Source organism: Halochromatium salexigens (assembly GCF_016653295.1).
Classification (GTDB): Bacteria; Pseudomonadota; Gammaproteobacteria; order Chromatiales; family Chromatiaceae; genus Lamprobacter; species Lamprobacter salexigens.
The window spans coordinates 29,401-52,826 of sequence record NZ_NHSF01000070.1; the positions used below are offsets into that span (position 1 = coordinate 29,401).

Sequence of the window (23,426 nt, forward strand, 5' to 3'; positions counted from 1 at the left end):
CTCTAGCCGGTGGAAAACAGGCGGCGAGCGCCGCCCGAAAAAACACGTCAAGATAACGGTCGGCCGGGCGCTGCGCAACCAGCGACTCGCGCGAGCGGGCGGTGCAACACCGTCTCAGTGTTGCGCGGGCATCAGTCTCAGCGTTGTGCAGGCGTCAAATCTTCAGCCTCGCGCAGGCATCACTTCAGTCCGCTGCTGCTTTGGCCTTTGGGGTGCTTTTCGTGGCTGGCTTGGCCGCTGGCGCATCCGATTTGGGCTTGGTCTCGGTGGCCGGCTTCTCCTTTGTCTTATCGCCTGCGGTTTTCTCGCCCGTTCCCTTCTCCTTGGCCGCCTCCCCGTCTTGATGCAGATTCTTGCGCTTGTCCTTCTCTTTCTTGAAGTCGGTCTCGTACCAACCGCTGCCCTTGAGCCGGAAGGCGGCGGCGGTGATCTGTTTGGTCAGGGCCGAGGCGCCACAGGCCGGACACTCGGTCAATGGCGGATCACTGATCTTCTGCAGTGCATCCAGCTCATGGCCGCATTCCCCGCATCGATACGCATAGATAGGCATGGTCTCACTCACCAAACAACGGTTGGATAACCGCGCGAATATGGGGTTTTGACTGCGATTTTCAAGGGCCTTCGGTAGTCCGCTCAATCCTCGGCCTTGTCGAGCACTGCACGCAGATGACGAAACAGCCGCCGGGACGCCTCGGGGCGGTGGCGTTCGCTATCGCGCTGGGCGGCGCGCACCAGGCTGCGTAGCTGCTGGCGATCGATCTGCGGATAGGCGCTGATCAGCTCGGCAAGGGCCTCATCGCCCTCGGCGATCAGGCGCTCGCGCCAGCGCTCGACCTGATGCTGACGCGCGCTCGCGGCGCGCGCCAGCGCCTCGCGTTGGGCCAGTAGTGCCTGCAGGGGCTCGGTGTTCTCGCGCGCCAGGCAGTTGGCGATGCGTTTGTAGTGTCGGCGCAGTGCGCGCTGATCCTTGATACGCGCGGTCTCGTCGATCGCCACCCAGGTCGCCTCGCTGAGCGAGAGATCCTCGAGTAGCGCGCGCGGCAGCCCCAGGAGTTGCTCGGCCAAGGCCTGCAGTGCCTGATGTTCGCGCTTGACTTGGCTGCGGCTCGGGCGCTCGTCGAGTGGTTCCCGCGCGCTGGCCGGCACGCTGGCTGCGTCAGGCTGAGTCCGCTCAAGCTGAGTATCGATGGGGTCGTGCTGATTCATAGGGATCATCAAAGCGTCGTGAAGAATGTCCGTCGGCGAGCGCTGCCCCATTCACTTCCAACATGTTACTCTCCGAGACGGTCATTCTGAACAGATTTTTCGGATCTCATGGGGTCCAGGTTTCTCGCCAACGGAGGAATGAAGACTGTGAAGGTACTGCCGCTGCTTGCGCTACTGCTCATGATCCTCGGCTGGGTACTCACCCTACTGACCGGCATAACGCTCCTCTCTGGGCCCTATGAGGAGGGGCGGACCTGCCAGACGGAGTGCGTCCAGACAATGTTCTTCTCAGGATTAGGCGCTACCGTCGTTGCCCTGCTGATCGCCGGACTCGCGCTCAGACTGTCCGACGGGCGTGCGCTGACTTACATCAGCCTGGTGCTGCTGGTCCCTCTCGGCATGATCTATGCTGGTTTGATCGTGATCGGCGAGTTGGCCTGATCAACAGCTCGATCGCTTGCCGACCCCACGTGTCTGTGGCCGTCGGCGGCGCCCTGCTCCCGCCGCGCCGCTGCGCTGCGGCTCAGCCTTCAACCTGATCACAGTACTCCAGCAGCTCGGCGAGCGCGGTCCGGCCGGCCTTGAAGTCGAAGCGGCGCACGGGCTGGATCACGGCCTCGAGGGATTGGCGCAACTGCGGGTCCATCACCCGTGGCGCCAGTGCCTCGAGTTCGGCTCGGGCGCGGAGATTCTGCGCAGCCAAGAGCGCATCAAGCCGGAGCAGCTCCGTTTTCAGACTAACCGCATCCAACGCATCGGAATCGTCGATGGCAGCGGCGGTCTCGGACCCCGCGGCAACCGTGGACACCGGAGCCCGCATCGCAATCGAGCGCAACGCCTCGTCTAGGGCCGCTTCAATCGCGGGAAGCCATGATATCGCCGAACCATCGGCGCGAGCGATGCACTGCTCGAGTTCTTTTGCCGTCGCGCCAACCCGCGGCAGGCCCAGGCTCAGGGCCACGCCCGCCAAGGCATGGGCGGCGGCTTTGGCCGCCACCGGGTCGCCAACCTCGAGCCGGGCGCGAATCTGGGCCGGATGATCGGAAAAACGTTCGGCGAAGCGGCGCAACCGATCCTGATGCACAGCCTGATCCTCGTCCACCGGCTCGAGCCCCGGACCAAGATTCGCGCTCGGCGCGGATACGGGTTGACCCGCAGTTGCGGGCGCGTCGGCCAGGTGAGGGTCGGGATCGTTTGAACGACGCAATGGTCGCAGCATTGCGATCAGCCGTGAGCGCTCAAGCGGCTTACCGAGGTGCCCATCCAACCCGGCCGCGAGACAGCGCGCGCGCTCCGCCTCGGTGACATGGGCGGTCATCGCAATGATCGGCAACGCCGCGCACTCGGGTAGGGCGCGAATCCGGCGCGCGGTTTCGTAACCATCCATCCCGGGCAGTTGCAGATCCATGAGGATCACATCGACACCCGCGCACCTTGATCCGTCTCCTGATTCACCCCCTGACTCAACCATGTACTCGAGCGCCTCGGCGCCAGACTCGGCGACCCTCACCTCGGCCCCGGCGCGACTGAGGATCGCAGCCGCGATCTCATGATTGAGCGGCTGATCCTCGACCAACAGCACGCGCAGGCCGCTCAACGCATCACTCGCATCCAGCTCCGACGGTAAGCGTGTCGCGCGCGTGCCAGGCGCCGCCACCTCCAGCTCGACGGCGAACGCAAAGCGACTGCCGACGCCGATGCGGCTGCTCAGCTCGATCTCGCTGCCCATCTGGCGCACCAGGCGTTGGCAGATGGCAAGGCCCAGCCCGGTGCCGCCGAAGCGCCGGGTAATCGACGCATCGGCCTGGGTGAACGGCTCGAACACCTGCGCGCGCTGCTCGTCGCGAATGCCGATGCCGGTGTCGCGCACGGCCAGCGCGAGCAGAATCCGCTCGGGCGCGTTCGGCTCATCGGGCGCGCGCGCCTCGCAACCGACCTCGAGCACGACCTCGCCGCGCTCGGTGAACTTGACGGCATTGTTGAGCAGGTTCGCCAGCACCTGGCGCAAGCGGGCCTCGTCGCCGAGCACCCAGCAATCCGCGACGCCCGCGTGCTCGATGCGCAGCGCCAAGCCCTTGGCCTCGGCGCTCAGCGCCACCAGGTCGCGGGCATCCTCGGCCAGGGTGGCGACGCTGAAGGCGGCCCGCTCCAGCGCGAGGTGGCCGACCTCGATCCTGGAGAAATCGAGTAGATCCTGGATCAGGTCCATCAGCGCCCGCGCGGCCCGCTCGGCCTTGGTCACATAGTCGCGCTGGGCGGCGCTGAGCGGGCTGCTGTCGAGCAGGTGGATGAAGCCGACGATGGCGTTCATCGGCGTTCGCAGTTCGTGGCTCATATTGGCCAGGAACTCGGATTTTGCCTGATTCGCCGCCTCGGCCTTCAGCTCCGCGCGCCGTCGCACCTCGGCCTCGACGCGCAACTGTTGGTTGGAGGCGCGCAGCTCGTGTAGGCCCGCCTGCACCCGGGATTCGAGTTCATCATTGAGCCGATTGAGCTTGTCGTTCGACTGCTGGAGCGCCTCGGCATAGCTCGCCTGCATCGCGCGGTGTTGCTCCTCGAGCAGATAGAAGCGATCGGTCACCGCGAAGGCCAGGATCACCGCATCCAAAGCGGAGCCGATCTGCGTCGCCCAGGTGGTGATGAAGTTGGTCGGGATGAGACCGAAGGCATTGAGCGCGTAGATCACCATGAAGCCGAGCAGGACCGTCCAGCCAAGCGAGTAGTAGCGCGCGGGACGAAAGCCCCGCAGCCCGATTCTGAAGCCGACCAGGATGAACAGCACGACGCTGAACACCAGTGCCACCGCAAAGCGCAGCGCTAGCTCGTAGGGCGCGACCAACGCCAGCACCATGCCAACCACGGCGAGCCAGCGCAGCGCACCGAGGATGCGGTGGATGATCGGCGCGTTGGTCGCGGTATCCAGGATCGAGCGCGTGAACAGCACCCCGGCGAAATAGGCCGCGGAGAGGAAGAACGGCAGGCTGACGTTGGCCCACCACGGCTGATTGGGCCAGAAGAACTGGAACGAGATCCCGCTCAGCGCGAGCTGAAAAGCAACGTAGAGGCTGACGAAGAGCGCGTAATAGGCGGCATTGATATCGCGCAGGCGCCAAAAGTGATAGAGGTTGTAGATCACCAGCATCAGCAGCGCCCCATAATAGAGCGCCAACACGCTGTACTCGGTCGCCATGCGCGCGAACGCGGCATTGCGCGAAAGCAGCTCGATCGGCAGATTCAGCGAGCCCGCCGTCTCGAGGCGCAGATAGATGCTGAGCGATTGGCCGGGCTGCAAGGGCACCGGAAACAGGAAGGTGCGCGCCCTGATCGGCCGCGCGGCGAAGGGTTGCCGATCGCCGGTTTCATAGCGCCTGAGCCCGTCCGGCGCGTCGATGTAGACGATCACCGAATCGAGCAGTGGATAGGCCAGTTCGAGGTAATAGGTCCGCGGGTGATCGAGGTGGCTGTCGAGCTGCAAGCGTGCCCAATGCACGCGGCGATCGAAGCCCAGGTTGTCCATCTCGCTGTGCGCCGGCGCGAAGGCCGCCGACCAGGGCGGCGAGCGGATGTCGTCGATGTCGAGATGCCCTTGCGGGTCGAGCAAGAGTTGCAGATGGCCGACCGTGCTGTACTCGCGCTGATCGCCCGAGACCCGCAGAGGTCTGATCCCGGAGGCTGCCGCAGTCGCATCAACCGGTGGCGGGCTGACCTCTTCACTGACCGAGCCGCCCAATGTCGAGCCCGTTGTCGAGCCAGCTGCTGAGCCAGCGACCAACCCCACCATCACCAGCATCCAGGTCAAGCGTGCCGACAGTCGGAGCATGGCGAGCACCGTGCCTCAACCACCCGACCTCTAGCGGGTCGATTCCCAATGCTGAAGCCACAGCTGACCCGGGCCACTTTGCATGGCCTGCTCCAACGCCTGGGTCGCCGCTAATGCAAGGTCCTGTCCATGCAGCGGCTCGGCCTTGTCCCGCATTGCACAATCCGCCGTGATCCCGCCCACGCTCGCGGTCAATGAACCCTTGGAACCAGGGGGCTTGATAGCGAGCGCAGCGACGGCCTCGATGATCGTGGCCGCGCGCTCGAAGGCGGCCTCGGCATCCGCTTGGGGCAGTAGGATCGCGAACCGAGATCCGCCGTAATGGGCGCAGAGATCAAGCGGACTCGAGATCCGACCTACAATCAGGGCGCCGATCGCTTGCGCGACGCGCTCGAGCAGGCGCTGAAGGGCGGGCTGTGCGGTCGTATCTGCGATCGCGTCAAAATCATCGAGACCCACCAGCAGAAACGACAGCCTTGTGCCTTCGAACTCGGCGCGCGTGGTCTCACGCGCGAGCAGCGCGTCACAGGCGGCGCGGTTGGGCAGGCCGGCAATGGCCTCGACGTTGGCGAGCGCTCGCAGCCGATCCCGACTCGCCTTGAGCTGCAGGTGCGTCTCGACCCGCGCCCGGACCCGCAGCCGTTTGATCGGCTTGGTGATGTAATCGACCGCGCCGACCGCGAAGCCCTTAGCTTCATCCTCGAGTTCGGTCTTGGCGGTGACGAAGATCACCGGGATCTCGGCGAGCCGGGGCTCGAGCTTGAGTAGACGGCAGACCTCGTAGCCATCGACCTCGGGCATCATGATATCGAGCAGGATCAGATCGATGCGCCGATTCAGCGCGATCTCGATCACCTCCTCGCCCGAGATGGCAAAGAAAACCTCGTAATCATCGCCAAGCGCGGCGGCCAGCACCTCGATGTTCTCTGGAACATCGTCGACGAGCAGCAGATGCGGGCGTTGTTCCGTAGCCGGGTCGGTGGTTACCATCTGCGCCGTTCTCGCGGTGGCGTTCTCATGCGCTCGAGGGCGTCGTGCCAGGAGAGCGCTAAGGGAACTGTTCGAGCCGATCCATGGTCTCCTCGTAGCGCTCGCGCAACCGATCGCGCAGCTTGGCCTGCTTGGCGCCGGAACAGCCGCCCAGCTCCTGCAAGCGCGCCAGGAAGTCTTCGCGCATGCGCGCCTGCGCATCACGGTAGTAGCCTTCCGGGAAGAGATCGTCCTGGGCATCGAGCACGGTCATCCGAAAACCGCTCGCGAGAACCTTGTTGAGGTTCTCGCTACGGCGCCCCGAGCGATCTTGTCGACAGCGATTGTTGTAGAGATCGAGTTCAAAGGCCGCCTCGACCGCGTCGATGATGAGCTCTTTAGTCGCCTCATCAAGCAACTCTCGGGCGTCACCATCGATGGGCATGAGCAGCGTTAACGCGATCAGCGCGCCGAGGATCATGCAGGTGCTCAGGCGCGTCCATTCGGTAGGTACTAACTGCATCTGCGCCTAGCTCCGGGGAAATTGACTGGTCAGTGGACAACAACAGGGATAGCAAAGGGCATCGCAGGGGCCTAGCGATGACCACAAAGCGTCGGGGTTGCCGACCTCCACCGCGCTGCCCCTCAACGTAAATCTATCTGGCCGACCTGTAAATGCTACGCGCATCCATCCCTGTCATCCATGCGACCCCCGGAGGTTCCCTGTATCATGGGGGTTTGATGAAGTCACCGTAAAGAGGCCTGGCTTTGCCGCGCACATCGACAGTAGCTGGCATCTGATGCAATGGCTTTTCCTATTGTTACCGATCGCGGCCGCCTCCGGGTGGCTCGTCGCGCGCCGCGCGGTCTCCGGGCGGCGTGGCGAGAGCGGCTGCGGGAGTACCGATCCCGTCTTCTTCCGCGGCTTGAATTACCTGCTCAACGAGCAGCCGGACAAGGCGCTCGATGTCTTCCTGAGGTTGGCCGAGGTCGATGGCGAAACCGCCGAGACCCATCTTGCACTCGGGGCCTTGTTTCGACGCCGCGGCGAGGTTGATCGCGCCATCCGCATCCACCAGAACCTGGTCGCGCGTGAGACGCTCAGCAGCGCCCAACGCGGCTATGCGCTCTATGAACTCGGACGCGACTATATGCTCGCCGGGCTCTTCGATCGCGCCGAGAGCCTATTCCTGGAGCTGGTCGAGCAGGGTCTACAGGATCGGCGCGCCTTGCGCAGCCTGATCGAGATCTATCAGGCTGAGAAGGACTGGCGCCGTTGCCTGGAAACGGCCGAACAGTTACGGCAACGCTGCGACTGGCCGATCCAGACCGAGATCGCCCATTATCACTGCGAGCTGGCCGATAAATGCCGCCGCCACGGACAGCGCGACGAGGCCCGCGCGCACCTGCTTGACGCCCAGGCCGTCGACCCGAATTGCATCCGCGCCACCTTGATTCAGGCGCGCATGGAGATGGAGGGCGGCGATTCGGCCTCCGCCTTGATGCTTTACCGCCACCTCGCCCGACGTGGACCCGACTATCTCCCGGCCATGCTGCCGGAGCTACTCCACTGCTGCGAACGACTCGGCCGTCAAGGCGTCGCCCGGGAATTGGGCGAGCTGTTCGCGGCGCATCCGTCTTCGCCCTTGATGCTCGAACTCTCGCGCGCGATCGAGCGCGAGCAAGGTCCCCAAGCGGCACTGCGTTTTCTCGACGATTATCTCGGCCATTATGCCGATCTAGTGGGCGCCGAGCGGCTCCTGGAACTACGCCTCTCCGGCGTCCCGCAACAGGCCGCCGAAGGCGATCAGCAACTGCTTGAGGTCATCAGGCACCTAGTAGACGCGCAACCAAGTTATCGCTGCGATCAGTGCGGCTTTGAAGCGCGTGCGCTGCATTGGCAATGCCCGAGCTGCAAACACTGGGGCAGTATCAAGGCCGTCGCTCCGCCATTACTGTGTCAGCCCGCGGGTGCCACCGCCATAGACTCGGGCGCCAATCGTCTTTAGCCAGATCACCAGCCTACATCCAGGACAGAGTGCCTTGACCGAGACCCGAATCATCGTTGCCCTCGACTACGCGTCCGCTGACGCAGCCCTCACCCTCGCCGACCGGCTCGATCCACACCGCTGTCGGGTCAAGGTCGGCAAGGAATTGTTCACTCGCGCCGGACCGGCCGTGGTCGAGCAGCTCGTCAAGCGCGGATTCGATGTCTTTCTCGATCTCAAATATCACGACATCCCAAACACCGTCGCCGCCGCCTGCGCGGCAGCTGCGGACCTTGGGGTCTGGATGCTCAACGTGCATGCTTCTGGTGGGGTAGCAATGATGCAAGCCGCACGCGAGCGCCTTGCGTCTTTGCCGCGGCGACCGTTGCTGATCGCGGTAACCTTGCTCACCAGTCTCGACGACGATGATCTGACGGCGATCGGCTGTCCGGGCCATGCTCGTGAGCGCGTCGCCTTGCTCGCCGAGCTGAGCGCGGAGGCGGATCTAGATGGCGTCGTCTGCTCCGCACGCGAGGCCAGCGACCTGCGCGCGCGTCTGGGTCCAGAACGGTTGCTGGTGACACCCGGTGTGCGCCCCGCCGACAGCGCCAATGGCGATCAGAAACGCATCATGACACCGAGCCGCGCCATCGCCGCTGGTGCCGATCATCTGGTGATCGGGCGGCCCATCACGGCCGCGGCCGATCCTCAAGCCGCGCTCTCGGCCATCGAGGCCGAATTAGCCGTGGGATCTGCCACGCCCCGCTGAGCCCTCACGCCCAACCTGTTCCATCGCCTGACCAATCAACAACACGAAAGGAGCCCCCATGGCTAAGATCAACAAGGCTGTCTTCCCGGTTGCCGGCCTCGGCACACGTTTCTTGCCGGTCACCAAGGCCAGTCCCAAGGAGATGTTGCCGATCGTCGACAAACCCTTGATCCAATACGCCGCCGAGGAGGCCGAACAAGCCGGCGCGACCCAACTGGTGTTCATCACCGGCCGCCATAAGCGCTCGATCGAGGATCATTTCGACAAGGCCCCCGAACTCGAGGCCGAACTCAAGGACGCCGGCAAGGACAAGCTGCTCAACATCGTGCGCACCATCCTGCCCGACCATGTCAATTGCATCTACCTGCGCCAGCCCGAGGCGCTCGGACTCGGACATGCGGTGCTCTGCGCCAAGCCGGTGATCGGCAATGAGCCCTTCGCGATCCTGCTCGCCGATGACCTGATCGACAATGCCGGCAAGGGCGTCTGCGAGCAGATGGCCGATCTGCACGCGCGCAGCGGTGGCGCCAGTATCCTCAGCGTGCAGGAAGTGCCGCCGAGCGAAACGCACAAGTACGGCATCGTCGAGACCGAGACACAGCCCGATGGCACGCTGCGGGTGACCTCGATGGTGGAGAAACCCAAGCCCGAGGACGCGCCGTCGAATCTCGCGGTGGTTGGGCGTTACCTGCTCACGCCGGCGATCTTCGAGAAGCTCGAGCAGACCCAGGTCGGAGCTGGCGGCGAGATCCAGCTCACCGACGCGATCGCGGCATTGCTCGATGAAGAGGTGGTGATCGCCCACCCCTTCGAGGGCAAGCGCTACGACTGCGGCAGCAAGGAAGGCTATCTCCAAGCCACGGTCGAACTCGCGCTCAACCATCCAGAACTCGGCGATGACTTCCGCAGCTATTTGAAATCACTCGTGCTCTAAACCGAAGCGAAGGTCGGGAGCAGCGTCCGAAACAGTTGGGGCTCAGGCGGCGCTGAGTCCCGAGGCTTAAGCAAAACTTTTGCTTCCATAAGAAATCCCGATTGCTAAAACAGAGCGGATCAGTAGGATACTGCCGCAGCCTTTGGCAACCACCCTATATGACTGACGCCGAACAGCGTCGGCGAGGAGGCGAGGAACGGTGAAAAACTGCAAACTCTGTCGACTGAGCCGGCATTGCAATGACCTTCCCGGCATTTGCATACTAATCCCTTACCTGACGGTGGCCGTGCTCACGGTCTCGATCGGCTATCTATTCCTCACCCAGGAAGTCTTCACTTAGCCGCCTGCTCCCACAGCCGCCTCCCGGCCTTGACGATCCCTAGGCGCTCATCCAGATCTCGAGGATCGTCCTGGTTCGTGCTCAGGGGGTTGGCTTTGAACGAGCGACGGGATGCGAACCGCAGCTCGGGGCCATATCCCCACAGCTCTCGTCATCGCGCTCGCAGAAATCAAAGCAGGTCACCAGGCGCCCCTCGAAGGTCGCCTCGACCTCCAGCCCATGTTGAGTTCGATGCACGTTGAACCCCTCCTGCGTCACCGGCGTTTGACCTACCAGACGCAACCGCTGAGCCGGGTAATCGATACTCAAGACAACCCGCATCGGATAGTAGCCATCCAAGAAGCGGCGCATATAAGGACCATTGCGCAGCCGGAATAGGCCGTCGCCGAGCGACTGCAAGGCACGACTCTCGGCCTGTATACAGAGTTCGGCATTGGGCCCGACATCCTCGAGCTGCACGCTATGGCCGTCTACCCAAGCGCGACCAATATCGCGGCTATGATCGACCGCGAGATCGCGAATCCCATCGGCGCGAAACAGGATCTGCGCGGCCGGAACCGGGTCAAGATTCTCATGGCATTGCGTCAGCTCAACCCAGCCCTGCTCGAGACTGGCTTCGCTGATCGCGATCCGGTTGCGGTGGTAGTGTGCACCAGCCGCAGCGTCCGTCGGGATGAACTCAAGCTCGCCATCATTGACCAGCGCGACCCGCGTGGCCAGATCAGCCTCCTCCGGCCAGCCCTCGGGCCAATCATCGGTTGCGCCCCAGGCGGGCACGGAGATGCCGTCCAGTAAGGGGATTAGGAGCACAACCCATAAGAGATCCGTTTGCTTGCGTTTTGGACAACTCTTGCAGCGCTTTCCTTCCTTATATTTTTTGCAGCATTTACCGTTCTTCTTGGGCATGGTCGGGCCCTGATTTGAGGTGCTTAGGCGTCGGTCGAGGCCGTCGAGGCCGCGCCGCTGATCTTCTTGGCGGCAGCTGCAAGCTCGTTATCGATCATCAACAGCCCCTGCCCCTGATCACCGAAGAGCCGTAAGCGGCCTAGAATATCGTTAACAGTGGCTTCTTCCTCGATCTGTTCGGTGACGAACCACTGCAGGAAGATATGGGTCGCGTGGTCTTTCTCCTGACCTGCATGATCGACCAGATCGTTGATCGCTTCGGTGACGCTGCGCTCGTGATTCAGGGTGCGCTCAAACATATCCATAATGCCGGCGGTCTTCGCCGGCGGCGCTGATACCGCCTCGAGTTGAACGGTCGAATCCTGATCAAGAAGATAGCGATACATCTTCAGCGCATGGGTCATTTCCTCCCCGTGCTTGGCCATGAACCAAGCTGCCGTCCCATTAAGATTGCTGCTCTCGGCCTGCGCAGACAGGCCAAGATAGAAGTAGGCAGAGAAGAGTTCACGGTTGATCTGCGCATTGATGCGCGATGCCATCTCGTTGGAAATCATCGACAGGTCTCCGTTATTACCCAGCATGGGACGTCAAGCGCACCTTGAACACGCCGATCTAGGCGGACTGCTCTGGGTGGACTGAATCGGACGACGCGATGCGCCGCAAATCGATGAGGTTGCGAGTCGATCTCGATTTTCAAGAGAACCTTGGTCATTGAAGCCAAAGCCCGGTGCCGTTTCCGCCCCTGAGGCAAGCCTGTAGAATCCACATGCTTCGCCAGACACGCCCCTATGGTCGTTCTGCCTGATCCGCCGACCCGCCCTTGGAAACCACTGGCCCAACGATGACCCAACCTCCCCGCCGAGCCCGCGTTGCCGTCGCCGGCGCCAATGGCTTCATCGGCACCGCCCTCTGTCCGCTGCTCGCCGAGCGCTTCGAGGTCGTCGCCCTGACGCGCTCGCCCGCCCGCGCCCGCACCCCGGACCCGGAGGGATTGGTCCACTGGCGCCAGTGCGACCTGTTCTGCGCGCGTGAGTTGAGCGCCGCCCTGACCGATATCGATGTGGCGGTCTATCTGGTGCACTCGCTCGCGCCCTCCTCGCGCCTGACCCAGGCCCGCCCGCGCGACATGGATCTGGTGCTCGCCGATAACTTCGCGCGCGCGGCCGCCAGCAATGGCCTCGAGCAGATCGTCTTCGTCAGTGGCGTGATGCCCGAGAGCTTTCACTTCTCGCCCCTGCTCTGGAGCCGGCGCGAGGTCGAGATGGTGCTCGGCTCCCGGGGCACGCCGGTGACCGCGCTGCGCGCCAGCCTGGTGATGGGGCCCGGCGGCACCGGCCCGGGGTTGCTGCTCGATCTGGTGCGGCGCCTGCCCGTGCTGCTGTTGCCACCGGCCGCTGACTCCTCGACCCGGCCCATCGCGCTGCGTGATCTGGTGCGGGCCATCCTGCACTGTTTGGGACGGCCCGAGCGCTTCCGCGGAGCCTTCGATATCGGCGGGGCCGACGTGCTCAGCTACGAGACCATGCTGCGCGAGACGGCCGAGGTGCTCGGGCTGCGGCGCCGGTTCATCAAGGTGCCACTGTTGCCGGTCGGCCTCGCCTCGCTGACGGCGCGCGCGGTCAGCGGCGCGCCGGCGGCCATGGTCGGCGCCATCGTCGAGAGCCTGCCGCAGGATACGCGCATGCGCGACAACCCGGTACAACAGGCGATCGCGCCGGATGCGCTCGGTTTTCGCGCCGCGCTCGAGGCCAGTATCGACCCGAGCAGCAAACGCCTGTTGCCCAGCCCGCGCGCGCGCCTCCAGGAACAAGACCGCGAACGCATGCGCGAGCAATCGCTGGTGCGCTCGATCCAGCGCGCCATCCTGCCACCCGGCCAGGATGCCGCCTGGCTGGCCGGCAATTATTTCCGCTGGCTCGGTCGCTGCTGCTGGCCGCTGGTGCGCAGCCGGGTCGCGGACAACGGTGATGTCGAGGTCTGGTCGCGGCTACCGAGGCTGAGGATGCTCGCCTTGCGCCGGATGGCGCACGAGAGCACGCCCGAGCGCCAGATCTATGAGATCGCCGGCGGCCTCCTGGCACGCGCCGGCGATGGTCGCGCCCGCTTCGAGTTCCAGACCCTGCTCGATGGGCGTTACACCATGACCGCGATCCATGATTACGCCCCGGCATTGCCCTGGTATCTCTATATGCTCACCCAGGCGCTGGCGCATCGGCTGGTGATGCGCCGCTATCAGTCGCGTCTCGCGCGCCTTGCCCGCTGACCGCCCCTGATGCGCGCGCGACGACTTCGCCAATAGGATGTACGACGTGTCCGACTCATCGCAATCGATCTGGAAACCCTTGTTCTGGCTCCTGTTCGCCGCGTTGATCAGCGTCTCTCTGCTCTATCGGCATCACAGCGATCAGCTGCGCCAAACCCTCGCTCAGGAGCGCCAGGCGTTGCGCTCGCTCGATCGCAGCCTCAATGCCCGCGAGTCCGAACTCGCCAAGGCGACACGGGCGCTGGATGCGGCCCGCACCGAGATCAGCGCGCTCGAAACGGCCCATGCCGAGGCGCTCGCGTCGGCGGACGGGCAGACGGAGCGCGCGCGCCAGGGCGCCACTGCAGCAATGAAGCAAACGCCTCTTGCCGAGCCGGGTGAGCAGCGCAACAGCAGCCTGTGCGAGGACGCCATCGAGCAGGCCTCAGAGCAGGCGACTGATCAGGTTCACGCCTTCTACGAAGACCTCATACCGCTCGGCGCGCGGCTCACCGAGCGCGGAGTACGGATCGATCTTCGTGGCGACAGGATGCGCTTTGCCAGCGGCAGCGCCACCTTGCCCGCTGAGGCGGCGCCCACCTTGGACCAGATCGCGGCGATCTTGCTCGATCATCCAGACCTGCAGGTGCTGATTCAAGGCCACACCGACAGCGCCGGTTCCCGCGAACTCAACCTGCGGCTTTCGCAGCAGCGCGCTACCACCGTGCGCCAAGCACTCGCCGAGCGCGGGGTCGAGACCGCGCGATTTCGCGTCCAGGGCCTCGGTTCAGCGGTCCCGGTCGCTGACAACGCAAGCGCCGCTGGGCGCCAACGCAATCGCCGGGTCGAACTCTATCTGGCGCGCGAGCAGAACCGCTAACCGACTATAGCCTCACCGGCGCCACAGCGACTCATCGATGAGATCCTTGAGGCGCTGATGCGTCGGCGTTTCCACTGACGTCAGCTCCAGGCTGGTGCGGTAACGGCCCTCCCAAGGCACGCTTCGCACCACCCGTGCATAGACCTCGTCGATGCTGGAAAAACCCTGTTGCGGCGCCAGATTGATCACGACATCGGAGGCATCCGGCAGCCCGAGCGGCAGATCAGCGCGCAAGCCGTGGTAGCTGAGATCATTGATCAGGCCAGGGATTTTCCCCGGGCGGATGCGCTTTTGGTCGATCTGGCGAAAGGTGGCATCGAGGTGGACCTGGATACGCGGAGAACGGCGCACCTCGGTCGGCAGGATCTCGATCCGCTGGGGGGCATTGACGGCCTGCAGCTCATAGAGCTGGACCGGCTGCGTGATGCCCTTGAAACGCACCTCATTGGCCGCGCCGACCTCGATCGAGGCGGCCGCCTCGGCGCGGGTCGATTCGCTGATCAGCACCTGACCGCGCAGCGCGAATGACTCCATGCGCGAGACGAGATTGACCACATCGCCGAGCACCGTATATTCGCTATGCGCCGCAGCGCCAAAGCTGCCAGCGACCAGCGGACCGGTGTTGACGGCGATACCGGCAAAGAGTGTGGGCAGTCCTCGCGCCTCGTTGGCCTGATTCAACGCCCGCATCACCCGTTGCATCTCGGCTGCGCAGGCGAGCGCGCGCAGTGGATCATCGGTGTGCGCCTCGGGCACCCCGAAGACCGCCATCACCGCATCGCCGATGAATTTATCCACGGCGCCACCGAAATGCTCGATGACCTCGGTCATGGCCACGAACCAGCGATTCAGCAGACAGACCATGGTCGGCATCGGCAATGACGCCATCAGCGCCGTAAACCCGCGAATGTCGGCGATCAACACCGTTGCTCGGGTCTCGATCCGGGGCTGGGCCTCGAGCAGAAAGGCATCGAGCACCGGATTGAGGCGTTGCTCGAGGGCTTGCTGCAGGCGATGCGGCGGCTGCGGAGTCGTCAGCCGGAGCAACCCCTCCCCCTCGAGGTCGCGTATGACCTGTTCGATGCGCGCAAATAGCGGGTCCCGATCACGATGTTGCATGGAGGCGACGGGCACTCAGTGGCGGCGAGAAGTCCTATTATGCCCCGTGATGCGCGCGAGCACCGATTCGATCTGCATCGGCGCTGCCGTATTGAGAAAGACCGCGTGGCGATGCTCGGCCTCGGTGAGAGGCTCACGCTGGGCGATCTGCAGACTCAGCACATCGATATCGGCATCCGAGGCATCATTGCCCGCGCCATTGCGCGCGCTGATGCGTTCGCGCAACAGAGGCATCGGCGCCTGCAGCGAGAGGATGCGACAGGGGCATTGCAATTCCTCGGCGAGCGCGAGGAAGGGCGCGCGCTGTGCGTGGGCGAGAAAGGTCGCGTCGACCAGGACGCTGAAGCCGGCGGCGATCAATTCGCGCGCCAGCGCCAGCAGCCGGCGATAGGTGCGCTCGGTGGCCTCGGCGCCATAGAGCGGCACATCCTGATGCGCCGGCGGCCGATGCTGCTCCGGGATGCCGAACAAGCGTTTGCGCTCGACATCGGAGCGGATCTGGATGATCGGCAGATGCTCGCGCAGCCGATGCCCGAGCCAGGTCTTGCCGCTGCCGGAGAGCCCGTGCGTGATGAACAGTTGCGGGTGATGGCGTCCCGTGCAGCTACGGGCTAGCGCCAGATAATGCTGCATCCTCTGACGGGCCTTGGCGCTCGCCGCATCGCTCTCTTCAGAGATGGCCTGGAGCCGTTGAATGGCGCTGACCTTGGCCCGCACCAGCGCCCGATAGACCTGGTAGAAGCGCAAGAGGCGCAAGCCGGCGTAGTCGCCGCTCACCTCGAGGTAGCGGTTGAGGAGGCGCCGAGCCAAGCCGTGTGCGCCGCTCTCGGCCAGGTCCATGGTGAGGAAGGCGATCTCGCTCATGGTGTCGATCCAGCGCAGGCTGGGATTGAACTCGATGCAGTCGAAGATCACCGGCTCGCCATCGAGCACGACGATGTTGCCGCGATGCATGTCACCGTGGCATTCGCGGATGTAGCCGCCGCGCCGGCGCTGCTCGAGTTCGGGACTCAGGCGCGCGAAACGCTTGCGCGTCCAGCGCTCGAGACGTTGCAGGCAGCGTGCCGCCGCCGCCTCCTCGGGTGCCTCGAGGGTGGCGATGGCCGCCCGTAAGGGCTCAAAATTATCCAACATCGGCGCCAGCACCGCCGCTGGCTCCCCATACGGGGTGTCCGCAGGCGCGGGGACCAGGCTGGCGTGGAAATCGGCCACGCGCTCGGCCAGCCGATCGATCAACGGCCCCTCAAGCGGCTTCTGCGAGAGCAAGGCCTGTTGCGGGAACCGACGCATGCGCACCGCATAGTCGATCACCTCGCCCTCGCCCTCGCCCTGCGCGCCGAAGCGAACACGCTCGCCCTCGCGCACCACGGGGACCACAGCGAGGTAGAGCTGCGGTGCCAGACGACGGTTGAGTCGCAGTTCCTCCTCGCAGTAGAAACGCCGCCGCTCGAGGGTCGAGAAGTCGACGAACCCAAGCGAGACGGGACGCTTGAGTTTGTAGGCAAAATCGCCGGCCAGGAACAGCTGCGAGATATGGGTGCTCAGACCCTCGACCCGTTCGACCGGATGCGGATAGGCGCGCGGCTCGAGCAGGTCGGCAAGCGCTGTCAATTCATCGGCGAGCATCAGCAGGCTTGCGAAAATGAGCGCTGTTTCAATACACTATGGAACATTGCCTGATTCATGCCTATCGCTTTGAGGTTCATTTGATGAGTATCGAACGTATCGTTTTCGCCGTCGCTGGCGCTTTTGTGCTGATCTCGGCCATCCTCGCCGCCACGCTCAGCCCGCTCTGGCTCTGGTTCACCGGCTTCGTCGGGCTCAATCTGCTGCAGTCGGCCTTCACCGGCTTCTGCCCGCTGGCGGTGATCCTGAAGAAGTTCGGCAAGGAGCCGGGCCCGGCTTTCTGAGCCAGCATGCTGAAGGTCACGCGCGGCCACACCCCATCTGGATGGCCGCGCGACCCTGACCCGATCGCGCCGACCAGGTCCAGCCAGGCCAACGCGCGCCAAGCAGCCCATCAAGCCACCCCGATCAAACCGCCGCAGCCGCTCGATCCATGAGCACACGGCTCCGGGCCCGAGCCGCCCGCGCCACCCGCGCAATCGGTAGATCCTCGCCCTGGCGCCAGCGTTTCACTGCCTCCGCCTTCCCGTCTCCAGTCACCAGGATCAGCACCTGCTGGCTGTTGGCCAGTGCCTGCAACGTCAACGATACCCGGTCTGGTGGCGGTTTCGGCGCATCGAAAACCGGCATCACCAGCCGATCCTCGGGGATCTCACGGCCTGGGAAAAGGCTCGCCGTGTGCCCGTCTTCGCCCATTCCCAGGAGCACGAGATCAAACGGCAAGGCGGTCCAGACGATCAGCTCGTAGGCCGCCGCGCCGATCTCGGCACCCAATTCTACCGGGATCGCGTGTATCTGCAGCCTCGGCACGGGAACATGATCGAGCCAAGCCTCGCCGGCCGCGCTGCTGTTGCGCTCGCCATCGCGCGCCGGCGAACAGCGCTCGTCACCGTGATAGATCCACCAATGCGCCCAGTCCGCCTCGGCGTCCTTCAGCCGCGCATAGGCGGCGGTTGGCGTGGTGCCGCCGGCAAGACAGAGCCTGAAGCGGCCGTGGTGCTCGATCGCGGTGGTCGCCGCCGCCAGGATACGCTCGGCGACGGCGTCGGCAACGGCCGTCGTGTCGGCAAACAGCTCCGTGTCGGCACCCGGCAGGACAATCGCATCAGAGAGCATATTGAATCTCCTTCGTCAGGTCGGCTCCGCGCTCATGTCACCAGTAGAATCGCACATCAATGGCAAGCCCGCACGCAACGCGCGAGCACTCCCAAGCCGCCATCACTTGACCAGCGCCGAGGCATCGCGTAGTAACCTAGGCACCACAATCCCTGAGCGATGAGGAGAGGCACCCATGGCAGAGACGATGCGCGACATCATGAACCCTGGCGCGAACAATCACGACCCCCGGTTCCCGCAGGCCCCGGGCGATTGGGCCACCGCCGACGCCGAACAGCAAGCCGTTGAAGAAGGGCTGAGCCTGAGCGACGATCACTGGGAGGCGATCCGCGCGCTGCAGGCCTTTTTCGCCCAAGAAGAGCAACCCAACCCACGGGCATTGCATGACGCGCTCGAGGAGCATTTCCATGACCGTGGTGGCCTCAAATATCTGTACGAGATCTTCCCCGGCGGCCCGGTTGCGCAAGGCTGCCGATTGGCCGGGTTGAAACCACCCGCCGGCGCGGTCGACAGCTCCTTTGGCAGCGTTCAGTAGCGCTCAGGCCGGCAAGGCGCCGCTAGAGCCACTCAGGGCCCGCGCTGCGGGCCCCTCATCTGAGAGCGTCAGTCAAATCGCCGATACCTGGCGGCTGTGGCGGGGTCACCCACGCCCCTCCCCCGTCGGTTCGGACTGACGATCCGTCTCCGCGTCCGGGAAGCGACGCGCATCTTCGGTCTCAACGTCCTCATCCATCAGGATCCGCTGACCGTCCCCCTCGAGATCATCGAACTGACCGCTACGCGCGGCCCAGAACAGGACGCCGACCGCGACCAGCCCCAGCAGCAACATGCCGGGGATCAGGCCATAGATGACTTCCATCGTTATCCTCGCTGTTTGAATAAGCCGCGCAGGCGCGCCGAATTGCCGATCACCGCCAGTGAACTGAGCGGCATCGAGATCGCCGCGACCAGGGGCGTGATCAAGGCCGCCATCGCCAGCGGCACCATGATCAGATTGTAGGTGATCGAGAGCCCGATATTCTGGCGGATGGCGCGCAGGGTCCGGCGCGACAGCGCTGCGGCATCACGCACGCGCATCAGCTCGGTGCTCATCAAGACGATATCGGCGCTGGCGATCGAGACATCGGTGCCGCTGCCAACGGCGATGCCGACATCGGCTCGCACCAGCGCCGGCGCATCATTGATGCCATCGCCGATCATGGCCACCCGCTCACCGCGCTGTTGCAGCTCGGTGATCACCCGATCCTTGTCCTCGGGACGCACCTCGGCGATCACCTCGATCGCGCCGAGCTGCGCGGCGATGCACCGCGCCACGGCCTCGCGATCGCCGGTGAGCAGGGTCACTTTGATGCCGTCCGCCTGGAGTTGCCGCACCACCTCGGCGGCATCGGGTCGCAGGCGGTCGGCGGCCACCAGGCGCAGGCACTCGACGCCGTCGATCGCGCAATGCAGCCGGGTGCCGAGCGGATGCGGCTCGGCTTCGGAGTCAAGCTCGGCATTAGGCGCTCGCCCGTCGAGTCCATGCACTTCGACCCCATTGGCGATGAGCCAATCGTGGGTTCCGATCAGCACCTGATGTCCATCCACGGTGCCGGCGATCCCGGCCCCAGGCTCGACCCGAACCGCGTGCACCCGCACCGTGCTCAACCCCACCCGCGCGGCCTTGGCGAGACGCACGACAGCGCGCGCGAAGGGATGCTCGGAGACCTGCTCCAGCGCCGCTGCCAGGCGCAGTCGCTCGCGCTGCTCGGCATCCAGGGTCGCGGCCCCGGAATGGGTTTGCCAAGACGCGCTGGGCGTGGACGCTCGGCTCTGGATGTCGACCACCTCGGGGCGGCCTTCGGTCAAGGTGCCGGTCTTGTCGAAGACGACGTGCTTGATGTCGGAGAGGGTCTCGAGCACCGCGCCCTGCTTGATCAGGATGCCGTGGCGGGCACCGAGCCCGGAGGCGACCGCGATGGCCATCGGCGTCGCCAGCCCAAAGGCGCAGGGACAGGTGATGATCAACACCGAGGTGGCCGCCATCAGGGCCGTCTCCAGATCGCGCCCCATCCAGACCCCGAAGGTCAGCAGGGCCAGCGCCAGGGTGAGGGCGACGAACCAGGGCACGATGCGATCGGCCAGCGACTGGATCGGCGCCTTGCTCGATTGCGCCTCCTCGACCAGTTGGATGATACGCCCGAGCGCGGTCTCGCGCAGCAGCCCGGTGACCTCGATGGTGAGCACGCCGGCGCCGTTGAGCGTGCCGGCCGCCACCGGCTCGCCGACGCCGCGCGCGACCGGCTCCGACTCGCCGCTGAGCATGGCCTCGTCGACCTCGCTGCGGCCCTCGCTGATGAGGCCATCGGCCGGGATGGTCTCCCCCGGGCGCACCAGCACGTGATCGCCCGGCTTGACCGCGCGGATCGGCAGCACCACCGGTTCGCCCTCGCGCAGCACCGTCACCACCTTCGGCTGCAGGTCCAGCAGGCGCTGAGTGGACGCCACCGCTTGGCGCTTGGACATCGCCTCGAGGAAGCGACCGACCAGGATCACGAACAGGAAGTTGACCACCGTGTCCCAATACACCTGCCCGCTGCCACCCAGGGTGACATAGAGCGAGTAGAGGTAGGTGATGGAGGCGCCGATCGCGATCGGCAGGTCCATCGTCAGCGCCCCCTGCCGCAGCCCGAGCCAAGCCCCGCGCAAAAAGGGCCAGCCGGCGTAGAGCAAGGTCGGCGTGGCGATGGCGAAGCCAATCCAGTGGAAGAGACCGCGAAACTCCCCTTGATCGGCGCCGGCATAGAGCGCGATCGAGATCCACATCAGGTTCATCGCCGCGAAGCCGGCGAAGGCCATGCGGTAGAGTAGTGCGCGATTGCCCCGCTGCAGGGCACCCTCGGCAGCCTCGGGGTCGAAGGGCACGGCCGTATAGCCGATCCGACTCAGCCGCTCCAGCAGGCTCGACAGGTGCAGGCGCGTGTTATCCCACTTCACCCGCAAGCGGCGCCCGGTCAGGTTGACCCGCGCCTCCTCGACGCCGGGCATCCGTGCGAGCCCGGTCTCGATCAGCCACACGCAGGCGGCGCAGTGGATCCCCTCGACGTGCAGGTTGACCTCACGCCGATCGGTGCTGGTGTCGAGATAGGCCGCTTGCACTTCCTCGAGATCGTAGAGCGCAAGCTGTTTCGGCGGCTCCGGCGGCGGCCCGAGCACCTCGCCCTCGGGCGTGCGGCGGTAGAAGCCCTCGAGGCCGGCGGCGTGGATCGCCTCGCAGACGGACTGGCAGCCGGCGCAGCAAAACGGCCGTTCGGCGCCGGCGACAGCGGCTTGCACCGGCTCGGCGGGATCGACCGGGAGCCCGCAGTGGAAGCAGCGCGCCAGCGTCGAGGCCTGGCGCGGCTTAACGGCTCGCAACGCCGATGCGCTGGTCGAAGACCACCTCTTGGCCATCGGTTTCAGCCGCCACCAGGGTGTCCCACAGCCCAGCCATCGCAAAGCGCACCTCGACCGCGTAGCGTCCGGGCGCTTCCTCGATCATCGGCCGCGAGAAGTCCGCCGAGGCGTCCGAGGGCCGATAGGCATAATAGGTCACCCGCTCCGGGCGCACCGGCTGGCCGACAGCGTCGACCACATGGAAACGCACCGTGGTCGCGCGGCCCTTGGTGACATCGGCGGGCGTATCCAGACTCATGGTCCAGCCCGGTGCCTCGGCGCGGCGCGTGGTCATGGTCCGCTCGACGGTGCGCCCACGCTCGTAGTAGTCATCGATGACCAGTCCAGGATTGGTCGCGAAGGCGAGCACGATCATGGTGGCGTTGACCGCCAGCACGACCAGGATCAGGCCCACCCAGCCAATGACCCAAGGGCTGCCCCAAGCCGAATTGGGATCTCGCCCGGAGACGTCCAACCTGGCTCTCAGGCCGGCCAAAAGCTGTGCAGTCGTCGCATGACTCATCGTTGACTCCTTACTCTTGACCCACGGCTCAGCGGGCTGGCCCAAAGAATGCGCTCTCACGCTCTGCGGTGATCTCGGTGCCATCATCGAACTCGGCGGTCGCCTTAAAGGTGAGCGGCACGCGCTCGCCGTCGAGGTCCGAGCGCTCGACCTTGACGAACACGATCATCGGCGTGACCTCGCCGCGGGTCGTGGGCAGTGGCTCGTCGGCACCCACCAGGCTGATCGGGATCGCGCTGTCGGCGCTGATCTCGACGCGCAGATCCTGCTCGCTCTTGTTCAAGACCTTCAGCGTGTACTTGTTCTGGATCGAGCCATCCGAGAGCTGCACGAACAGGGGCGCGCGCTCGTGCAGCACCTTCAGCTCGATCGCCGCGAGGCTCGACAGTCCATACAGGATGCCGGTGAGCGCGAGCGCCAGGATCGCAGTGTAGACCCAGACCCGAGCGCGCAACAGCATCGGTTTCACGGGCTTGCCTTCCATCTCGTCCAATGAGGCATAGCGGATCAACCCGCGTGGGCGACCGACCTTGTCCATGACCGTGTCACAGGCATCGAGGCACAGGGCGCAGGTGATGCAGCCCTCCTGCTGGCCGTTGCGGATATCGATGCCGGTCGGACAGACCGCGACGCATTGATTGCAGTCGACGCAGTCACCGGTGCTGCGCTGCTCGCTCGTCTCGTCCTTCTTGACGCGACCACGCGGCTCGCCGCGTGCGACGTCATAGGTGGGGACGATGGTCGACTGATCGAGCATCACGCCCTGGATACGCGCATAGGGACAGAGCCAGAAACAGACCTGCTCGCGCAGCCAGCCGGCGAGCACATAGGTGCCGCCGGTGAACAAGGCCACCGAGGCATAGACGACGAGGTTGGCCTCACCGACGAAGAAGTCGCGCCAGAGCGGCCAGGCGCCGTAGAACCAGGCGACGAAGCTAAAGCCGGTGAGAAACCCGATCAGCAGCCACAGCGCATGCTTGGTGAGCTTGATGCGCAGCTTTCTCGCATCGAGCGCGGCCTTGTCGAGCTTGCGCCGCTGCGGCGGACTGCCTTCGAGCATCTCCTCGATCCAGGTGAAGACATCGGTCCACACCGTCTGGAAGCAGAAATAGCCGCAATAGACCCGGCCGGCCAGCGCGGTGACGACCGCCAACAGGATGGCGAAGAACAGCAACAGCAACGAGAGCATCCAGAAATCTTGCGGCAGTACCGTGACCCCGAAGAGGTGGTACTGCCGATCCGGGATATCGAACAGTACCGCCTGGTGGCCGTTCCAGCGCAGATAGGGCCCGAGGAAGAAGATCAGCCAGACCGAGGCGGCAAACCACTTGATGCGGCGCCACTTCCCCGGGATGCGCTTGGCGTGGATGGTTTCGTCACCGGTGTTGACCTCCCAATGATGGGCCTCGGCGTAGAGGTCGTCGATGGCAGCGCCGGAGCTGCGCGAAGGAGTCTCATTCATAAGTAAACAGCGTTATCGTTGCTCGCTCTTATGTCGTTGTGCGTCTTCGTTCATCAGCCTGATCACCTTATAGACTAGATAACCGATGATGATGACGGCGAGCGCCACGCTG

23 protein-coding genes are annotated in these 23,426 nt (G+C 64.8%); 9 read left to right on the forward strand and 14 right to left on the reverse strand.

Annotation, left to right across the window (positions count from 1 at the left end; genetic code table 11):
* Positions 1 to 184: 184 nt before the first annotated feature.
* Entirely contained in the window at positions 185 to 550 is a 366-nt protein-coding gene (locus CCR82_RS15085) for an FmdB family zinc ribbon protein (RefSeq protein ID WP_201246632.1), read from the reverse strand.
* Between the two features lie 83 nt (positions 551 to 633).
* A complete protein-coding gene (yjgA, locus tag CCR82_RS15090) occupies positions 634 to 1,206 on the reverse strand; it encodes a ribosome biogenesis factor YjgA (RefSeq protein ID WP_201246633.1) in 573 nt (190 codons plus the stop codon).
* A gap of 138 nt (positions 1,207 to 1,344) precedes the next feature.
* On the opposite strand from yjgA, the gene CCR82_RS15095 reads away from it, so the two are divergent.
* Positions 1,345 to 1,647, forward strand: coding sequence for a hypothetical protein (locus CCR82_RS15095; RefSeq protein ID WP_201246634.1), 303 nt, complete (start codon positions 1,345 to 1,347; stop codon positions 1,645 to 1,647).
* 82 nt (positions 1,648 to 1,729) lie between these two features.
* Here the strand turns inward: CCR82_RS15095 and CCR82_RS15100 are convergent, their stop codons facing one another.
* Genes CCR82_RS15100 through CCR82_RS15110 form a run of 3 tightly spaced genes read right to left on the reverse strand, consistent with a single transcriptional unit; the run spans position 1,730 to position 6,518 of the window.
* On the reverse strand, positions 1,730 to 5,026 hold the full coding sequence (locus tag CCR82_RS15100; protein WP_201246635.1) for a hybrid sensor histidine kinase/response regulator: 3,297 nt from the start codon (positions 5,024 to 5,026) through the stop codon (positions 1,730 to 1,732).
* A gap of 30 nt (positions 5,027 to 5,056) precedes the next feature.
* On the reverse strand, positions 5,057 to 6,016 hold the full coding sequence (locus CCR82_RS15105) for a GGDEF domain-containing response regulator (protein WP_201246636.1): 960 nt from the start codon (positions 6,014 to 6,016) through the stop codon (positions 5,057 to 5,059).
* 58 nt (positions 6,017 to 6,074) lie between these two features.
* Complete coding sequence (locus CCR82_RS15110; RefSeq protein ID WP_242513521.1) at positions 6,075 to 6,518, reverse strand: hypothetical protein; 444 nt, start codon at positions 6,516 to 6,518, stop codon at positions 6,075 to 6,077.
* 277 nt (positions 6,519 to 6,795) lie between these two features.
* Here CCR82_RS15110 and lapB point away from each other — a divergent pair, with 277 nt between their 5' ends.
* The 4 genes from lapB to CCR82_RS15130 all read left to right on the forward strand — a co-directional run bounded on the left by lapB (position 6,796) and on the right by CCR82_RS15130 (position 10,026).
* Positions 6,796 to 8,004 (forward strand): lipopolysaccharide assembly protein LapB, encoded by a 1,209-nt coding sequence (lapB, locus tag CCR82_RS15115; protein ID WP_338073187.1) that lies wholly within the window; start codon positions 6,796 to 6,798, stop codon positions 8,002 to 8,004.
* Between the two features lie 34 nt (positions 8,005 to 8,038).
* Positions 8,039 to 8,752, forward strand: coding sequence for an orotidine-5'-phosphate decarboxylase (gene pyrF / locus CCR82_RS15120; protein WP_201246637.1), 714 nt, complete (start codon positions 8,039 to 8,041; stop codon positions 8,750 to 8,752).
* Positions 8,753 to 8,810: 58 nt separating this feature from the next.
* A complete protein-coding gene (gene galU, locus CCR82_RS15125; RefSeq protein WP_201246638.1) occupies positions 8,811 to 9,686 on the forward strand; it encodes a UTP--glucose-1-phosphate uridylyltransferase GalU in 876 nt (291 codons plus the stop codon).
* 199 nt (positions 9,687 to 9,885) lie between these two features.
* A complete protein-coding gene (locus CCR82_RS15130; protein ID WP_201246639.1) occupies positions 9,886 to 10,026 on the forward strand; it encodes a hypothetical protein in 141 nt (46 codons plus the stop codon).
* Between the two features lie 81 nt (positions 10,027 to 10,107).
* Here the strand turns inward: CCR82_RS15130 and CCR82_RS15135 are convergent, their stop codons facing one another.
* Together CCR82_RS15135 and CCR82_RS15140 are read right to left on the reverse strand one after the other, a co-directional pair.
* Positions 10,108 to 10,836 carry an alpha/beta hydrolase gene (locus CCR82_RS15135; protein ID WP_201246640.1) on the reverse strand — a complete coding sequence of 243 codons (729 nt, stop codon included), beginning with the start codon at positions 10,834 to 10,836 and terminating at the stop codon, positions 10,108 to 10,110.
* Between the two features lie 119 nt (positions 10,837 to 10,955).
* Complete coding sequence (locus CCR82_RS15140; RefSeq protein ID WP_242513522.1) at positions 10,956 to 11,513, reverse strand: ferritin; 558 nt, start codon at positions 11,511 to 11,513, stop codon at positions 10,956 to 10,958.
* Between the two features lie 260 nt (positions 11,514 to 11,773).
* On the opposite strand from CCR82_RS15140, the gene CCR82_RS15145 reads away from it, so the two are divergent.
* Entirely contained in the window at positions 11,774 to 13,195 is a 1,422-nt protein-coding gene (locus CCR82_RS15145) for an NAD(P)H-binding protein (RefSeq protein WP_201246641.1), read from the forward strand.
* Positions 13,196 to 13,241: 46 nt separating this feature from the next.
* Positions 13,242 to 14,054: an OmpA family protein gene (locus tag CCR82_RS19155; RefSeq protein ID WP_201246642.1), complete on the forward strand. Its 813-nt coding sequence runs from the start codon at positions 13,242 to 13,244 to the stop codon at positions 14,052 to 14,054.
* A gap of 12 nt (positions 14,055 to 14,066) precedes the next feature.
* Here the strand turns inward: CCR82_RS19155 and CCR82_RS15155 are convergent, their stop codons facing one another.
* Together CCR82_RS15155 and CCR82_RS15160 are read right to left on the reverse strand one after the other, a co-directional pair.
* A complete protein-coding gene (locus CCR82_RS15155; protein WP_201246643.1) occupies positions 14,067 to 15,173 on the reverse strand; it encodes an adenylate/guanylate cyclase domain-containing protein in 1,107 nt (368 codons plus the stop codon).
* Positions 15,174 to 15,188: 15 nt separating this feature from the next.
* Complete coding sequence (locus CCR82_RS15160) at positions 15,189 to 16,799, reverse strand: bifunctional aminoglycoside phosphotransferase/ATP-binding protein (protein WP_201246644.1); 1,611 nt, start codon at positions 16,797 to 16,799, stop codon at positions 15,189 to 15,191.
* 83 nt (positions 16,800 to 16,882) lie between these two features.
* Between CCR82_RS15160 and CCR82_RS15165 the strand changes: the two genes are divergently transcribed.
* A complete protein-coding gene (locus CCR82_RS15165; RefSeq protein ID WP_201246645.1) occupies positions 16,883 to 17,083 on the forward strand; it encodes a YgaP family membrane protein in 201 nt (66 codons plus the stop codon).
* Positions 17,084 to 17,207: 124 nt separating this feature from the next.
* Here the strand turns inward: CCR82_RS15165 and pgl are convergent, their stop codons facing one another.
* Complete coding sequence (gene pgl / locus CCR82_RS15170) at positions 17,208 to 17,915, reverse strand: 6-phosphogluconolactonase (RefSeq protein ID WP_201246646.1); 708 nt, start codon at positions 17,913 to 17,915, stop codon at positions 17,208 to 17,210.
* A 175-nt stretch (positions 17,916 to 18,090) separates the two neighbouring features.
* Here pgl and CCR82_RS15175 point away from each other — a divergent pair, with 175 nt between their 5' ends.
* A complete protein-coding gene (locus CCR82_RS15175) occupies positions 18,091 to 18,450 on the forward strand; it encodes a TusE/DsrC/DsvC family sulfur relay protein (protein ID WP_201246647.1) in 360 nt (119 codons plus the stop codon).
* A gap of 105 nt (positions 18,451 to 18,555) precedes the next feature.
* Here CCR82_RS15175 and ccoS read toward each other — a convergent pair whose 3' ends face one another.
* From ccoS to ccoG, 4 genes are read right to left on the reverse strand one after another with little or no spacing between them, the layout of a single operon-like run.
* A complete protein-coding gene (ccoS, locus tag CCR82_RS15180) occupies positions 18,556 to 18,774 on the reverse strand; it encodes a cbb3-type cytochrome oxidase assembly protein CcoS (protein ID WP_201246648.1) in 219 nt (72 codons plus the stop codon).
* A 2-nt stretch (positions 18,775 to 18,776) separates the two neighbouring features.
* Complete coding sequence (locus CCR82_RS15185) at positions 18,777 to 21,347, reverse strand: heavy metal translocating P-type ATPase (RefSeq protein WP_201246649.1); 2,571 nt, start codon at positions 21,345 to 21,347, stop codon at positions 18,777 to 18,779.
* Entirely contained in the window at positions 21,298 to 21,852 is a 555-nt protein-coding gene (locus CCR82_RS15190) for a FixH family protein (protein WP_201246650.1), read from the reverse strand. Before CCR82_RS15190 ends, CCR82_RS15185 begins: the two co-directional genes overlap by 50 nt.
* 28 nt (positions 21,853 to 21,880) lie before the next feature.
* A complete protein-coding gene (gene ccoG, locus CCR82_RS15195) occupies positions 21,881 to 23,314 on the reverse strand; it encodes a cytochrome c oxidase accessory protein CcoG (RefSeq protein WP_201246651.1) in 1,434 nt (477 codons plus the stop codon).
* Between the last annotated feature and the right edge of the window lie 112 nt (positions 23,315 to 23,426).